At 63.7% G+C, this 14543-nt stretch carries 15 protein-coding genes; 6 read left to right on the top strand and 9 right to left on the bottom strand.

Annotated elements, in window-relative coordinates:
* The first annotated feature begins 50 nt into the window (after positions 1-50).
* Positions 51-365 (top strand): antibiotic biosynthesis monooxygenase family protein, encoded by a 315-nt coding sequence (locus LVD10_RS05260; RefSeq protein WP_237062216.1) that lies wholly within the window; start codon positions 51-53, stop codon positions 363-365.
* A 102-nt stretch (positions 366-467) separates the two neighbouring features.
* On the opposite strand, the gene LVD10_RS05255 is transcribed toward LVD10_RS05260, so the two are convergent.
* Positions 468-1742, bottom strand: a complete 1275-nt coding sequence (locus LVD10_RS05255; RefSeq protein ID WP_237062214.1) for a M48 family metalloprotease — start codon at positions 1740-1742, stop codon at positions 468-470.
* A 66-nt stretch (positions 1743-1808) separates the two neighbouring features.
* On the opposite strand from LVD10_RS05255, the gene LVD10_RS05250 reads away from it, so the two are divergent.
* From LVD10_RS05250 to LVD10_RS05235, 4 genes are all read left to right on the top strand, one after another.
* The gene (locus LVD10_RS05250; RefSeq protein ID WP_237062205.1) at positions 1809-2288 is read left to right on the top strand and encodes a DUF4265 domain-containing protein; all 480 of its coding nucleotides are present in this window, start codon (positions 1809-1811) and stop codon (positions 2286-2288) included.
* Between the two features lie 63 nt (positions 2289-2351).
* The gene (gene yaaA / locus LVD10_RS05245) at positions 2352-3128 is read left to right on the top strand and encodes a peroxide stress protein YaaA (protein ID WP_237062203.1); all 777 of its coding nucleotides are present in this window, start codon (positions 2352-2354) and stop codon (positions 3126-3128) included.
* Complete coding sequence (locus tag LVD10_RS05240) at positions 3125-3769, top strand: DUF938 domain-containing protein (protein WP_232940250.1); 645 nt, start codon at positions 3125-3127, stop codon at positions 3767-3769. Before yaaA ends, LVD10_RS05240 begins: the two co-directional genes overlap by 4 nt.
* 14 nt (positions 3770-3783) lie before the next feature.
* Positions 3784-4146, top strand: a complete 363-nt coding sequence (locus tag LVD10_RS05235; protein ID WP_232940248.1) for a hypothetical protein — start codon at positions 3784-3786, stop codon at positions 4144-4146.
* Between the two features lie 21 nt (positions 4147-4167).
* Here LVD10_RS05235 and phoR read toward each other — a convergent pair whose 3' ends face one another.
* From phoR to LVD10_RS05215, 4 genes are all read right to left on the bottom strand, one after another.
* Entirely contained in the window at positions 4168-5469 is a 1302-nt protein-coding gene (gene phoR / locus LVD10_RS05230; RefSeq protein ID WP_232940246.1) for a phosphate regulon sensor histidine kinase PhoR, read from the bottom strand.
* A 140-nt stretch (positions 5470-5609) separates the two neighbouring features.
* On the bottom strand, positions 5610-6314 hold the full coding sequence (gene phoB / locus LVD10_RS05225; RefSeq protein ID WP_232940245.1) for a phosphate regulon transcriptional regulator PhoB: 705 nt from the start codon (positions 6312-6314) through the stop codon (positions 5610-5612).
* Between the two features lie 90 nt (positions 6315-6404).
* On the bottom strand, positions 6405-7286 hold the full coding sequence (gene ubiA, locus LVD10_RS05220) for a 4-hydroxybenzoate octaprenyltransferase (protein WP_232940244.1): 882 nt from the start codon (positions 7284-7286) through the stop codon (positions 6405-6407).
* The gene (locus LVD10_RS05215; RefSeq protein ID WP_237062201.1) at positions 7283-7882 is read right to left on the bottom strand and encodes a chorismate--pyruvate lyase family protein; all 600 of its coding nucleotides are present in this window, start codon (positions 7880-7882) and stop codon (positions 7283-7285) included. The genes ubiA and LVD10_RS05215 overlap by 4 nt, the downstream gene beginning before the upstream one ends.
* Before the next feature lie 231 nt (positions 7883-8113).
* On the opposite strand from LVD10_RS05215, the gene LVD10_RS05210 reads away from it, so the two are divergent.
* The gene (locus LVD10_RS05210) at positions 8114-9418 is read left to right on the top strand and encodes a dicarboxylate/amino acid:cation symporter (RefSeq protein WP_237062176.1); all 1305 of its coding nucleotides are present in this window, start codon (positions 8114-8116) and stop codon (positions 9416-9418) included.
* 87 nt (positions 9419-9505) lie between these two features.
* On the opposite strand, the gene LVD10_RS05205 is transcribed toward LVD10_RS05210, so the two are convergent.
* The 4 genes from LVD10_RS05205 to LVD10_RS05190 form a co-directional block, all read right to left on the bottom strand.
* Entirely contained in the window at positions 9506-10192 is a 687-nt protein-coding gene (locus LVD10_RS05205; protein WP_232940241.1) for a hypothetical protein, read from the bottom strand.
* A 351-nt stretch (positions 10193-10543) separates the two neighbouring features.
* Positions 10544-11278, bottom strand: a complete 735-nt coding sequence (locus LVD10_RS05200; protein ID WP_232940240.1) for a hypothetical protein — start codon at positions 11276-11278, stop codon at positions 10544-10546.
* 223 nt (positions 11279-11501) lie between these two features.
* Positions 11502-13586, bottom strand: coding sequence for an ATP-dependent DNA helicase RecG (recG, locus tag LVD10_RS05195; protein ID WP_232940239.1), 2085 nt, complete (start codon positions 13584-13586; stop codon positions 11502-11504).
* Positions 13579-14505 carry a hydrogen peroxide-inducible genes activator gene (locus tag LVD10_RS05190; protein ID WP_232940238.1) on the bottom strand — a complete coding sequence of 309 codons (927 nt, stop codon included), beginning with the start codon at positions 14503-14505 and terminating at the stop codon, positions 13579-13581. The genes recG and LVD10_RS05190 overlap by 8 nt, the downstream gene beginning before the upstream one ends.
* Between the last annotated feature and the right edge of the window lie 38 nt (positions 14506-14543).

Genomic DNA, 14543 nt, shown 5'->3' with positions numbered 1-14543 from the left:
TAAACAGCTAACCTTGGCGAAACCAGTGGATTTAGTGCGGAGACTAACCGATGAAGTACTTATTCGAAGTGAAAATCCGGGAGGGCCACACGGCCGAGGAATATGCCGATGCCTGGGTGCGCGCCTCGGAGCTGATCCAGCAGGCCCCCGGTGCCCGCGGCACCGAACTGCATCGCAAGATCGGCGACCCGACCCGGCTGATTGCCATTGCCAGCTGGGACAGCAAGGAACAGCGAGACGCCATGGAGAGAAACCACAGCCCGGAGATCGATGCAATTATCCGCAGCGCCGCGCCATATGTTGAAATCACGCCCATCGGCGAATTTGAAGAGCCCGAATGGGTGGTAACCCCGAAGGGCCGGTGACCCGTCAAGTTCGGGGGCTGGTTGTGGCAGCGACCCGCTGCTGCACCAGGAATAAAAAAGGCCGCTGTAAGCGGCCTTTGTGCTTCTGCCGGTAGGGGCTATTCAGCCTTTATTCCCCAACGCCTGCATCCGCGCCTGCGCCTTGGTGCCTATCTCGCCACCGGCCTTGGCTGCCGTCTGGTAGTGGCCGTAGGCGGTCTGTACATTGCCCTGCTTTTCGTACACCTGGCCCAGGAAATAATGTGCATGGGGCGTTTCCAGGTAGCGCATGGAGCGGGTCAGGTCGCGCTCGGCATCGGTGTAGTTGTTCAGCTGCGCGCTCATCAGGCCACGCTTGAGCCAGTGGGAGAAGAGCCCCGGGTTTTTCTGCACCGCCTTGTCATAGGCCCCGTGGGCGGCCTGGTACTGTTCCTTCTGCGCCAGCAGGTCGCCCTCGAGCTGGAAGAAGGCGGCCTCGCGCGGCTGCTGGCGCTGGGCCTGGCGGGTCAGGTTGAGGGCCCGGTCATACTGCTTCTCCTTCACTGCGGCCAGGGCCTTGTCATAGGTCGCGTAGGCATCCGCGTCGCGCTTCAGCTGGGCAATGGCCTGCTGGTAGGCGGCGCGGTTGGTGGCGCCATCGCTGGACAGCTTCTTGGCGTGCGCGATATTGGCATCCACCCGCGCCTGGGACGGTGGGTGGCTGGCAAACAGGGCTGCCAGGCCACCGGACTGGCTGCCCTCGGACAATTTCACAAACTTGCGCTGCAGTTCCACTGCGCCCTGGGGGTTGTAGCCGGCGGCGGCCATATACCGCATGCCGTACTTGTCCGCCTCCAGTTCGTCGCCACGGCCGTGGCGGGCAATATAGGCGGAGCCGCCCAGCTGGCCACCGAGCGAGACCAGGTCGCCGTAACCGGTGCTCTGGGTGGCGGCGCCCAGTACCGCCAGGCCCGCGCCGAGGACCTGCTGCTGGGACATGGCAGCGGCTGAATGGCGCGCCGCGGCGTGGACGATCTCATGGCCGAGTACCGCCGCCAGCTCCGCCTCGTCCTCCAGCAGTGTCAGCAGCCCGCGATTGACCGCGATCTTGCCGCCGGGCAGCGCCCAGGCATTGGGGGTACCGTTGTTCAGCACCACGAATTCGTAGGGCAGCTGCGGCTGGTCGGAAACCCGCGCCAGCTTCTGGCCCACCCGGCTGACATAGTCCTGCAGGGACTTGTCGACCACATATTCACCGCCCTGTTGCTGCTGGGTGATGGGGTACTGCTTCTCCCCCAGGGCCACTTCCTGCCCCTGGGAAATCAGTGATAGTTCCTGTTTGCCGGTGACGGGATTGACCGCGCAGCCGGACAGCAGGGTGACGGCCAGGCCGGCCGCGGTGAGTGCACGCGAGATCATTGTCTCCTCCCTGTATAATGCCTGGATTAGTTGCGACCTATTTTACACAGTCCCGGGAGAGAGGTTATGACGGCACTGCAGATTATTGAACTGTTCGCGGGCGTGGACCCCGAAGGCCAGCCGGTGGTGGAGCGGCTGCAGGTGCGGGTCAATGAGGACGACAGCTGCCAGCTGGTGCGCTCCCCGGCGTTTATCAAGGGGATCGCCAGCGGCGATACCATCAAGGTGAAGAAGGACACCCAGGAGTTTGAGCTGGTCAAGCGCTCGGGCAACCTGGCGATCAGGGTGTTGTGCCGCGGCGACAGCGCGAAGCTGTCCGACGAGCTCACCCCGCAGCTGGAAAAGCTCGGCGGCGAGCTGGACATGGAGACCCCGCGCCTGCTGGTTTACAGCATCCATGTCAGCTGCGGCTTCGCCAATATCGAGCATATACTCAACAGCGTCTGCGACGGTGCCAACAGTGTCTGGAACTATGGCAACGTCTACGACCCGCAGGACGGCCAGACACCGCTCAACTGGTGGACGGAAATTCTCAAGCCGGAGTAACCCCGGCTTTTGGACCGTCCGCCCACTTGCACCGACCAACAATCCAGCCAACCAAGGAAACCGATGTTAATCGTTATCTCCCCAGCCAAGACCCTGGATTACGACAGTGAAATACCGGAGCTGGACACCACCCAGCCCGAGTTCCTCAGGGATTCCGCCACACTGGTCAAGGAGCTGCGCGCGCTGGGCCCGCAGGATATCTCCAGCCTGATGAAAATCTCGGACAAGCTGGGCGTGCTCAACTATGACCGCTTCCAGCAGTGGAAGCGGCCTTTCACCGACAGGAACGCCCGCCCCGCCCTGCTCGCCTTCAAGGGCGATGTCTATACCGGCCTCGAGGCAGAGACGATGGGCAAGCGGGATTTCAACTACGCGCAGAAGCACCTGCGCATGCTCTCGGGCCTCTATGGCCTGCTGCGCCCGCTGGACCTGATGCAGCCCTACCGGCTGGAGATGGGCACCAGGTTTGCCAACTCCCGGGGCAAGAACCTGTACGAGTTCTGGGATGGCAAGATTACCGCAGCGCTGAACGAACAATTGCAGGGACTCAAGAGCCGGGAACTGGTCAACCTGGCTTCCAACGAGTACTTCAAGGCGGTGAAGCCAAAGCAACTGGAAGCCGAGGTCATTACCCCGCACTTCCGCGACCTGAAAAACGGCGAGTACAAGATGATCAGCTTCTTCGCCAAGAAGGCCCGCGGCATGATGAGCCGCTGGGCCATCGACAAGCGTGTAAAGAAGGCGGCGGAGCTGAAAGACTTCGATGTGGCCGGTTACGCGTACAACGCCGGACTGTCGAACGGCAACGACTGGGTCTTTACCCGCGACGAGGCCCAGTGAGCGAAACCGGACTGCCCGACGCGCCGGCCTGCGGGCGCAACCGCGCGCCCATTCTCGGTGAATTGCGCCGCCTGCTGGCCGACAGCCGCTCGGTGCTGGAAATCGGCAGCGGCACCGGCCAGCACGCGGTCTATTTTGCCCCGCGGCTGCCGCACCTGTGCTGGCAGTCGTCGGACCGGGCCGATAACCTGCCCGGTATCCGGGCCTGGCTGGCTCACTGTCCCTCACCCAACCTGCCACCACCCCTGGAGCTGGATGTGGACCGGGCCTGGCCGGAGTTGCAGGTAGATGCGGTGTTTACCGCCAACAGCCTGCATATCATGGCAGAATCCTCGGTGGCGGCGCTTTTCCGGCAGCTGCCGCGGGTATTGCGCCCCGGTGGCCAGCTGCTAGTGTACGGTCCCATGAAAATTGCCGGCGATTATATTGGGCCGGGCAATGCCGACTTCGACCAGTGGCTGCACCAGCGGGATCCGGCCAGCGGGATTCGCGACCTGGAGTGGCTGGATGGCCTGGCGGCGGCCGCGGGCCTGGAGCGCCGCGAGCTGAATTTCCTGCCGGCCAATAACCAGCTGGTAGCCTGGCGCAATCGCGCGGCGCCGGCTGGTTACAGGCAGTCGACAACAAGCAGTTATCAATAACGAGGTGAGCTGATATGCCCCAGTGGCTCGAGATTGCCGTGGTGATGGCGTTTGCCATTGCCGCCGTGTTTTTCCTGGCGAAATACCGCGAGACCGCGGCCACCCTGCACGAGAGTGAGCGGATGAAAAAGCGGCTCTCCAGCGAGCTGACCCGCTACCGGGATGCCACCACCCTGCGCGCCCTGCGCGATGCGCTGGTGGGCAGTAACGGCCTGCCAATAGACGATGAGGGCCGCGAACACCTGCTGGTCCGCGACGGAGATATGCAGCTCTACCACCTGACCCTGCGGCGCCAGTGCAATGCCGTGGGTGAAGGCGAGAAAGTGACCTATACGAAGGATGGCAAAGAGGTCGAGCTCGAGGAGCTGAACCAGTAACGCCCCCGCCCGTTCCCGGGATCAGGCGGCGCTGCTGGTTGCCAGGCGCTGTTCCGGGAAATGCAGGGTGAAAGTACTGCCCCGCCCGGGACTGCTGTGTACGGTCATCTCGGCCCCGTGGCGCAGCAATACATGCTTGACGATGGCCAGCCCCAGGCCGGTGCCGCCGCTCTCCCGGGAGCGCCCGGCGTCCACCCGGTAAAAGCGCTCGGTCAACCGCGGGATATGGATGGGATCGATACCGATGCCACTGTCGCGCACGGCGAAGTGGCCGCCCCGGCCATCGACCCACCAGCGCAGCTGGATCGGCCCGCCCTCCGGGCTGTACTTGACCGCATTCAGCACCAGGTTGGCAAAAGCGCTGTGCAGCTCGGTGGCATCGCCGGTGATGATTGAATCCTGCTGGCAGTCCACCGTGATTTCGTGGCGGCCGCCACTGAAACTTCGCGCCTCCTGAGCAACCCGTTCCATCAGCTCGCTGACAGTAATCTTTTCCCGCCCGCTTTCCCGCTCCGAGGTTTCCAGTCGCGCCAGCAGCAACAGGTCATTGACCAGCGCCGTCATGCGAGCGGTCTGCTCACGCATCTGCGCCATGGGCCGCTGCCAGGGTTGTGGCGCCATCCCGCTGCCCTCGAGGGTCTCCAGGTAGCCGGCAATCACGGTCAGCGGTGTGCGCAATTCATGGGAAACATTGGCGACAAAGTCCCGGCGCATCTGCTCCAGGTTGTGCAGCCGGGTGATGTCCCGCACGATCACCAGCGCCTCGTCGCGGCCGTAGCGGGTGAGTTCCAGCTGCAGGATGCGGGCGTCATTGCCCGGCGCGGGCATGGTCAGCGGGCCGCGGGCGCCGGGTTCGTTATTGTGGATATAGCGCACGAAGCCGGGGTCGCGGACAAAGTTGACCAGTGGCTGGCCGGCGTCTTCCGGGCGCAGCTTCAACAGCTCACCGGCGGCGGGGTTCCACCAGGCCAGGTTGCCGTCGTCTTCCAGCGCCACGATACCCTCGCGCAGGGCACTGGTGCTCTCCTGCACCCGGCGCAGCATGGCGTGGAGTTTCTGCTTTTCGCGCCGGTGGCGGCGCTGCAGGCGGTAGAAATCGTCCGAGATCTCGCCCCAGATGCCGAATACGGTGGGGGCAGGGCCGCGACGGCCGTTGGCCAGCCAGCGATTGAAGCGGTGCTGCTGGGCGAGGATCCAGAAGAGGTAGACCCCCAGGCCCAACACAAGCGCCCAGCGCCATTCAGTGGTGGCAAAGCCGAATATTGCCGTGCCGAGGGCGATCACCGCGAAGCGGGAAAACTCGCCGATACTCCGTTCCAGCATAGTGGTGGGCTGTCTCCGGTCTGCGGATGGGCGTACGGCGAGTGGCCGCCGCCTCTGGTCCGGCTCGGGTCAGGTTGCTCGTTGTCTGGTGGTACGGCTTCCAGCGACGGGCCGTGCCGCAGGTCGCGCAGGGCGAATTCTTACACTTTCTCGGCGGTTTGCACAGAAAAGCGATACCCGGTGCCGCGCACCGTCTGGATAAAGCGGTCGTGACCGTCGACGGCGAGGGCCTTGCGCAGGCGCCGGATATGAACATCGACGGTGCGCTCTTCGACGTAGACATTGCCGCCCCAGACATGGTCCAGCAACTGGGTACGGGTGTAGGCGCGCTCCTGGTGGGAGAGGAAAAATGTCAGCAGGCGGAACTCGGTGGGGCCCATATCCACTGCCTGGCCCTTGATGCTTACCCGGTGACTGATGGGGTCCAGCACCAGGTCGCCGGCGGTGAGCGGTTCCTCCGGGGTGGAGGGGCCGGCACGACGGAGCACCGCTTTCAGGCGGGCAACCAGTTCGCGCGGGGAAAACGGCTTGGTGATGTAATCGTCGGCGCCGGTTTCGAGGCCCTTGATCTTGTGGTCCTCTTCGCCCTTGGCGGTCAGCATGATGATGGGCAGGGTCGAGGTGAGCTCGTCCCGCTTCAGGCGCCGGGCCAGCTCGATCCCGGATACATCGGGCAGCATCCAGTCGAGCAGGATCAGGTCCGGCCGCTCGTCGATTACCAGTGCGTGCGCTTCCTGCGCGTTTTCAGCCTCGATACAGCGGTAATCCGCCATTTCCAGTGCCACCCGTAGCATATCGCGCACGGGAGCTTCATCGTCGACGATGAGAATCGTTTTGCTGTCCATGTAACTGTCACACCCTACTGTCGGTGGGGTCATTTAACGGCATTTTAGTGACAACCATATGACAGTCACCCTGTGCCGTGACAGGTTTGTTCAGCCGAACAGGAAAGAGAAAAATATACCCGCAAAAACGACACCGCCTACCCAGTTGTTGTTCAGGAAGGCCTGAAAGCAGGGTGTTCTTTCCCGGTCGCGCACCAGCCACTGCTGGTACGCGAACAGCCCGGCGGCGACCAGCACGCCGGCATAATAGACAGCTCCCAGCCCGAAGCGCGGGCCCACCAGCAGCAGCGACGTTACCACCAGCAGCTGCAGGACGGCGGTCATGGGCCGGTCCAGCTCGCCGAACAGTACCGCGGTGGACTTGACCCCGATCTTCAGGTCGTCATCCCGGTCCACCATGGCATAGAAGGTGTCGTAGGCCACTGTCCACAGCAGGTTGGCGGTATACAGCAACCAGGCCTCGGCTGGCACCTCGCCCCGCACCGCTGCGAATGACATGGGAATGCCCATGCTGAAGGCCGCGCCCAGCACCACCTGCGGCAGGTGGGTATAGCGCTTGGCGAAGGGATAGCAGAATGCCAGGGCCACCGCCGGCAGTGACAGCAGGATCGTCAGCCTGTTGGTGGTCAGCACCAGCAGCAGGGCCACCAGGCTCAGGCCGACAAACAGCCACACCGCGGAGGCCGGAGTGATTTTACCGGTGGCCAGCGGGCGGCCCGCAGTGCGCTTTACATGGCCGTCGATACCCCGGTCGGCGAAGTCATTGATTGCGCAGCCGGCGGCACGCATCAGGATCACGCCCAGGGTGAATACCGCAAACAGGTGCAGGCCGGGCCAGCCGCCGGCCGCCAGCCACAGTGCCCACCAGGTGGGCCACAGCAGCAACAGTGAGCCGATCGGGCGGTCCAGTCGCGCCAGCTGCCAGTAAGGGAGCGCTGCGGGCCAGCGCTGGGAGAGTTGTTGACTGATCACGTGTTCTGTCCCCTTCCCGGCTGCCGTCCCGCCATGGGCGGGCAGTCGGGATCAAAAGCCTGCAGGAATGTCTCCGCCACCAGCAGCGGCCGGTGATGCAGCCAGAAAGTCGAGCGCCGTCCCCAGGCCAGTTCCGACTCGCCCGCCAGTTCCGGCAGGGCGCATTGCGGGTTGCGCCGCTGGCGGTTCAGCACAATCGGGTCTCGCCGGATGCCCGGTTCACTGAACAACAGCTCGCCCAGCGGGCGGCTGTCCAGGTGGCGCAATTGCCGCGCGGGCCCGCGCAGGGTCTGTTCCGGCAAAACGCTGCGGGCATAGACCCAGGGGGTGTCGTTGCCGTACAGCAGCACTTCGCGCACCAGCGCCAGTTGCCGGTTGCGCAGTCCGAGTTCGCGTCGCTCCTCGAGGTTGGGTTGCGCCCAGCGCTGGTCCAGCACCTGTACCCGGAACCGGTTGGCGCTCAGCTGCCGCAGCGCCGCCGTCAATGAGCCGGGATGCAGCAGCCACGCCAGCAGCGGAGCCGGCGGCCGGCAGTGCAGGGACTCCAGCGGCTGCCTGAACCACTGGCCCACAGGTGCGTAAGGAGACTGGTACAACACAAACCCCGGAGCAAAACCAAAGGCGCTATTGTACCCCGGCCTGCGGCCCGGTAACCAATTCCGCCACCCGACTTTTGCCGAAGGCCGCGGCTGCCGATATAGTGGCCGTTTGCGCAAAGCGGAACCTATCCGGTCCCCCGACCCGCACCAGCGCACCGGTTCCTGCACGGAAAGTATCGTGCGGGCCTGCGGCACGGGGCCAAACAATCGTGGAGAACTGCAACAGACATGGGTCTCACTACAAGAATACTCCTGGGGATGCTGGCCGGCATCGTGGTCGGGGTCGTCATCTATGCCGTCGGCCACACCCTGATGCCGGGCAGCAGCCTGGCCCACTTCCTCGACACATACCTCGCCGGTGGCCTGTTCGATATCATCGGCCGGGTATTTATCGCCTCGCTCAAACTGATGGTGGTGCCGCTGGTGCTGGTATCGCTGATCTGTGGTGCCTGTGCCCTGTCCGAGGGGCACCGCATCGGCCCCCTGGCAGGCAAGACCCTGTTGCTGTACCTGCTCACCACCGCAGTGGCCATTTCACTGGCGCTGCTGGCGGCCCTGGTGGTGCAGCCCGGTGTCGGCGTTGAGGCCAGTGCCTCCGCGACATTCGAGGCCAAGGAGTCCCCGCCCCTGTCCGAGGTACTGGTGAATATCTTCCCCACCAACCCGGTGCAGGCCATGGCCGAGGGGAACATGCTGCAGATCATCGTGTTTGCCCTGCTGATGGGCTACGCGATCGCGCACTGCGGCGAGCCCGGCCGGCGCGTGTCGGCGTTCTTCCGCGACCTCAACGACGTGATCCTGCGCATGGTGGGCGTGCTGATGGTGTTTGCGCCCTACGGTGTCTTCGCCCTGCTCGCCAAGACCTTCGCCGAGCTGGGTTGGGGCTTCATGCTCGACCTGGGCAAATACTTCCTGGTGGTCCTGGGTGTGCTGCTGCTTCACGGGCTGGGGGTCTATTCCCTGGTGCTCAAGCTGCTGTCCGGGCTCAACCCGCTGGAACTGCTGAAGAAAATGCGCCCGGCGATGGCCTTTGCCTTCAGTACCGCTTCCTCGGCCGCCACTATCCCCGTCACACTGGCCACGGTTGAGAAGCGCCTGGGTGTGGATAACAAGGTGGCTGCCTTTACCGTACCCCTGGGAGCCACCATCAATATGGACGGCACTGCCATCATGCAGGGCGTGGCCACGGTCTTTATTGCCCAGATGTACGGCGTGGATATCGGTCTCGCCGGTTACCTCACGGTGATCCTGACCGCGACCCTGGCCTCAATCGGCACAGCGGGCGTGCCCGGCGTGGGCCTGATCATGCTGGCCATGGTACTGCAGCAGGTGGGCCTGCCGCTGGAGGGCATCGCCATTGTGATGGGTGTTGACCGGCTGCTGGATATGGTGCGCACGGCGGTTAACATCACCGGTGATTCGGTGGTCAGCACGGTGGTTGCCAACAGCGAGGGCGCCCTCTCACGGGAGGTGTTTTACGATGGTAACTACAACAGTGTGTCGGATAACAACCGGGAAGCCGTGGCTACCTAGCGGGATACGGGATCTTGCCTGAAGTGGGGTGCCCGGTAGCCAGTTGTTGCCGGCGCCCCCTCTTTACAGAAGTTGCTGGCCCGGGGTTCAGAGTGAGGCCAGCGTGCGCAGTTGCTCCGCCTCGAAGTCGTCTTCGCTCTCATCGAGCATCTCATCCACCATTTCGGCGAGCGCCCGCTTGATTGATTCCTCGGTGGTATCCTCGCCGTTGCCGCCGCCACCGAGCGGCGTTTTCGTTTTGTAGGACTCGCTGATGCGCAGGCCGGCGATGTCGATTTCCCCCGCGCGGATGACGCGCCCTTCAGAGGTGAGCCACTGGTAGCGATAGACGCCCTCCAGTTCCACCTTGCCACGCTCAAGCTTGTATTCACTGCCGGTGCGCAGGTCGCTGAAACGCTTGATGACCTTTACGTCCAGGGTGTTTTTCAGCGTGAGGTGTGCTGCCCGCTCCACCAGCGGCACCTCGCTGTCAGTGAATCGTTCGGTCAGTTGGCGCGACAGTTCATTGTGTACATGGGTGTGGTAGGTACGCAGTGCTTCGTCCTTGATGGCGGTCAGGCTGAGGCCGGCATTGGCTTTTTCCAAGAGTTCGGCAAGGCCTGCGCCGCTGACCGGCATGGGAATATCCAGCGCAATCTCGGCCGGTGCGACCCGCACCCGCGGATTGACCGCATCATCCTTGAAACCCAGGAAGTTGCCCTGGGCCCAAGTGGGTACAGACAGCACGAGCAGCAGGCCGGTCATGGCAAACCGGCGGGCGGGGAATATCATCACTGTTGTCTCCGACATATTTATTTTTATTTGTGCGACGGTGTACCGTCGTTCTTATGGGTCGCAACGCAGTGCAACCACAGGGGCGATTACCGGGAGAGACTGCTGTATTCGCCGTTGTTATGTGGGGAATAGATAACAGAAATTTTTATAGTACGCCAGTCCGCAACTGGAGTGATTTGTGGGACTAAATTTCTAAAATTAGTCACTAAGTGAAAGAGAGTGTGTTATCTCGGGAGACGGGGAATTTCCCTGGCATGTTACGCGCCAGTCGGATAGGTAGGTCCGGGAAAAAATAAAGCGCGGCACGCTGGGTTGCGCGCCGCGCCGGAGGGGTCAGATTGTAGTGCTGTATCAGCGAGACTGGCTCTTCAAAGCCAGCTGCTGCAGCCTGTCGGACTCGAATCGGTCCTCCAGTTGTTCGACGATTTCATCGGCCAGGTCGGTGAGGGCCCGCTCCACTGCCGGACCGGTGCTGTCCTCGACGGCACCGCCATCTTTGGGGGTACGCGTGATGTAGCGGCGTTCCACTTCCAGTTGCCCAAGATCAATCAGCTGCTCGTCCAACAGGCGTCCCTGCCGGTTCTTCAGCGTGTAGCGGAATTTGCCATAGACCCTGAGAGAGCCTTTCTCCGTGTCGTGGCGGCTGGACCTCATCACGTCGCGAATTTTCTGCCGGATGGCGACATCTACCGAGCTGTCCAGGACCAGGTCACCGTTCTGCCCTACCACGGGAATGTCTTCGTCTGCGAGCAGTTCGGAGATCCTGCCCTGGAGCTCAGTTTGCAGGTGGGCACTGAACCGTTCCACGGCGTCCTGTTTCAGTTTGCCGAGGCCGTTGGGCAGTGAAAGCAATAGTTGCAGGCTCTGGCCATCCATCGGGGTTGGGCCATCCAGCGAGATTTCACTGGGCCGGAGCAGCAGGCTCGGGTTGGGTGTGTCTTCGCCACCGCCAAACCACTGGGCCTGTGCCGGTACTGCGAGGCAGGCAAGCAGTGCGGACAGCAGTAGTGATTTGCAGGTACTGATTGGGCTGGCCTTTACGGGGCTCCTGTTGATGGGACTTTGAATGCGACTTATGCGACTCATTTGCATGGGACTCTCCCAGAGTGCTCTTGATGCTGTTTTCGTTCTGTCGATCCTCGGATCGGGTGAGGCAGAGGGCTCGTGTGCGGTCCCGGGATAGAGCGTTGGTTGATAACCGGCCCCGCCCCGCCCGGACTTCCCTGGTAAGGACAACCGGGCGGCGACGCGGGCAAAACCCTGCAATTCATTTGTGTGGCGCCATTGTAACGCGCCTTGGGCCCGATGCTCAGGCCTCGGCAAAGCGTGGCTTGGTTTGCAGCCAGCGCTGTACCAGCATGCGGCGCGCCGCCTCGGGCAACTCGGCAGAGGCGGCAATTTTCTGCACCAGTGGCAGCAGCGGGGCATCCCGTTGCAAGTCGGCGATACGGTGGCCGATTTCACCAGTCTGGCGCGTGCCCAGGATTTCCCCGGGGCCGCGCAGCCGCAGGTCCTCCTCGGCGATGGCAAAACCATCACTGTGCTGGCGCAGTGCCTGCAGGCGGGCCCGGCCATTTTTCGACAGGGGGCTGCCGTATAGCAGTACGCAGTGGCTGGCCACCGAGCCTCGGCCCACGCGCCCGCGCAGCTGGTGTAACTGCGCCAGGCCCAGCCGCTCCGGGTTCTCGATAATCATCAGGCTGGCGTTGGGCACATCCACACCAACCTCAATTACCGTCGTGGCCACCAGCAGGTCCACCTCCCCGGCCTTGAACGCGTTCATCACGTGCTCTTTCTGTGCGGCCTTGAGGCGCCCGTGCACCAGCGCAATGCGGACACCGTCGAGCGCTTCCGCCAGCTCCGATGCTGTTGACTCCGCAGCCTGGGCCTGCAGGCTCTCTGATTCCTCGATCAGTGTGCAGACCCAGTAGGCCTGGCGGCCCTCAGCGACGGCCTTGTGTACGCGCTCCATCACTTCATCGCGCCGCTCGCCCGAGATCGCCACGGTATTGATGGGCTGCCGGCCCGGCGGCAGCTCGTCGATTACCGAGCAGTCGAGGTCGGCAAACACCGACATCGCCAGTGTGCGTGGAATCGGTGTGGCGGTCATGATCAGCTGGTGCGGGTGCACTGGCTTGCCGCCCCCGGCAACACTCCCCTTCTGCCTTAATTCCAGCCGCTGGCGCACCCCGAACCGGTGTTGTTCATCAATAATCACCAGCGCCAGGTTGTGGAACTCCACATCCGCCTGGAATAGCGCGTGGGTACCCACCACCACGCGCGCTTCACCGGACGCAATGGCCGCAGCCTGCAACCGGCGTTCGCCGGCCTTGAGGCTGCCGGTCAGGCAGGCAACCGCGACGCCGAGCGGCTCCAGCCAGGCGCTGAAGTTGCGCCGGTGCTGCTCGGCGAGAATCTCGGTGGGTGCCATCACCGCCACCTGCGCCCCGTTGCCGATCGCCTTCAGGGCTGCGAGGGCGGCCACCAGTGTCTTGCCGGCACCCACATCCCCCTGCAGCAGCCGCATCATCGGCGTGGGCCGTGCCAGGTCTGCGGCAATTTCCCCGCAGACACGCTCCTGTGCGCCAGTCAGGCGAAACGGCAGGCGGGCGAGGAAGTCCCGCTCCAGGGCACTGTCCGCCGGCAGCGGCTGTGCCGCATCGATGTTTCCCTTGCGTCGCAGTTCCAGCAGGCTCAGGTGATGGGCCAGCAATTCCTCCAGGGCCAGGCGTTGCTGCGCTGGGTGCATCCCTTGCAACAGTTGTTCCAGATCGGCGCCTGCCGGGGGGGTGTGCAGGAAGCGCAACGCGTCGGCGAGCGGGTAGCGCATCTCCCGGGGCAGGATCGCCGGTGGCAGCAGCTCGGTAACACCGGACTGCTCCAGGCGCTCGAGCGCCTGCTGCACCAGGCCGCGCAGGCGCGCCTGGGTGACGCCCTCGGTCAGCGGGTATACGGGGGTGAGGGTGTCGGGCCGGTCCGGGGTGGAGTCGCCAATGATTTCGGTTTCAGGGTGATAGAGCTCAATGCCGGCACTGCCGCGGCGCGCCTCGCCGAAACAACGCAGGCGCACGCCGGGGCTGAAGCGCTGTTTCTGCGCTGCACTGAAGTGAAAAAAACGCAGCGACATGGTGCCGCTGCCGTCCTGCAGTCGCACCACGAGGCTGCGCCGGCGGCCGAAGACGATATCGGCGGCGCGCACCTCGCCCTCGATCACCGCATCCACGCCGGGCATCAATGCCGCAATCGGCGTTACCCGGGTGCGGTCCTGGTAGCGGTGCGGCAGGTGGAACAGCAGGTCCTGGACCGAGGAGATATGCAGGCGGGCCAGCACCTGGGCGAACTTGTCGCCCACGCCCCGCAAAGTCGTGACGGGCTGGTCGGCTGGGTTAGTCACTGGTGGATAGCTGGCACTGGTTGATGGCGTCGCGCAGTATATCGATCGCGCGATGGCGCGGGAAGCTGGCGCGCCAGGCCAGGGCCACGGTGCGCTGCGGTGCCGGGGCCTCGAACGGGCGTGTGGTGAGCAGGCCGCTGGCGTACTGCGAGGCGGTCACCGCCGACATCGGCAGCACCGTGATACCCAGGCCGGACGCCACCATGTGGCGCAGGGTTTCCAGGGAGCTGCCGTCCGCCGCAGTGCGGATACGGCCGTTGCCCGACTCTTTCTCAATACTCTGCTGCAGCTGCGGACAGGCTTCCAGCACCTGGTCGCGGAAGCAGTGTCCTTCCCCCAGCAGCAGGACGTTGTCCTGGGACAGCTGGTTGGCGGAGATCTGCTCCTGCTCTGCCAGCGGGTGATCCGACGGCATCAGCACCACGAAGGGCTCATCGTAGAGGGGCTGGGTCACCACATCCGGTTCATTGAATGGCAACGCGATGATGATGGCATCCAGTTCGCCCTTGCGCAGGCGCTGGCGCAGGGTGGCGGTATAGCCCTCCTCCACGATCAGGGGCATGTCCGGTGCCAGCTGCTGCAGCTGTGGGATGAAATGCGGGAACAGGTAGGGCCCTATGGTGAAAATGGCGCCCACCGAGAGTGGGCTCGACAGCTGGTCCTTACCGGCGCTGGCGATATCGCGGATGGCCGCTGCCTGCTCGAGTACCAGCTGCGCCTGTGCCACGATACGCTCTCCAAGTGGCGTGGCCTGCACCCGTGTCTTGGAGCGCTCGAACAGCGAGACGCCCAGCTCGGTCTCCAGTTTTTTCACCGCGATGGACAGGGTCGGCTGGCTGACAAAGCAACGCTCGGCGGCACGGCCGAAATGCTGCTCCTGGGCCAGGGTCACGATATAGCGGAGTTCATTCAGTGTCATGGTTAAGGCAATCAGTTGGTCTGCTTTAATAGGGATTA

The sequence above is a fragment of the Microbulbifer zhoushanensis genome, assembly GCF_021729055.1.
Lineage (GTDB): Bacteria > Pseudomonadota > Gammaproteobacteria > Pseudomonadales > Cellvibrionaceae > Microbulbifer > Microbulbifer zhoushanensis.
The sequence above is the reverse complement of the archived record's forward strand: the minus strand, read 5'-3'. Positions and strand labels throughout refer to the sequence as shown.

What these genes read in the sequence shown, in the direction of transcription:
- phoR (WP_232940246.1), bottom strand. Translation starts at nt 5,469, where the DNA reads ATGCTGGAACGGAGTATCGGCGAGTTTTCCCGCTTCGCGGTGATCGCC.
- LVD10_RS05190 (WP_232940238.1), bottom strand. Translation starts at nt 14,505, where the DNA reads ATGACACTGAATGAACTCCGCTATATCGTGACCCTGGCCCAGGAGCAG.
- LVD10_RS05200 (WP_232940240.1), bottom strand. Translation starts at nt 11,278, where the DNA reads ATGAGTCGCATAAGTCGCATTCAAAGTCCCATCAACAGGAGCCCCGTA.
- LVD10_RS05255 (WP_237062214.1), bottom strand. Translation starts at nt 1,742, where the DNA reads ATGATCTCGCGTGCACTCACCGCGGCCGGCCTGGCCGTCACCCTGCTG.
- LVD10_RS05235 (WP_232940248.1), top strand. Translation starts at nt 3,784, where the DNA reads ATGCCCCAGTGGCTCGAGATTGCCGTGGTGATGGCGTTTGCCATTGCC.
- LVD10_RS05250 (WP_237062205.1), top strand. Translation starts at nt 1,809, where the DNA reads ATGACGGCACTGCAGATTATTGAACTGTTCGCGGGCGTGGACCCCGAA.
- LVD10_RS05210 (WP_237062176.1), top strand. Translation starts at nt 8,114, where the DNA reads ATGGGTCTCACTACAAGAATACTCCTGGGGATGCTGGCCGGCATCGTG.
- LVD10_RS05260 (WP_237062216.1), top strand. Translation starts at nt 51, where the DNA reads ATGAAGTACTTATTCGAAGTGAAAATCCGGGAGGGCCACACGGCCGAG.
- yaaA (WP_237062203.1), top strand. Translation starts at nt 2,352, where the DNA reads ATGTTAATCGTTATCTCCCCAGCCAAGACCCTGGATTACGACAGTGAA.
- phoB (WP_232940245.1), bottom strand. Translation starts at nt 6,314, where the DNA reads ATGGACAGCAAAACGATTCTCATCGTCGACGATGAAGCTCCCGTGCGC.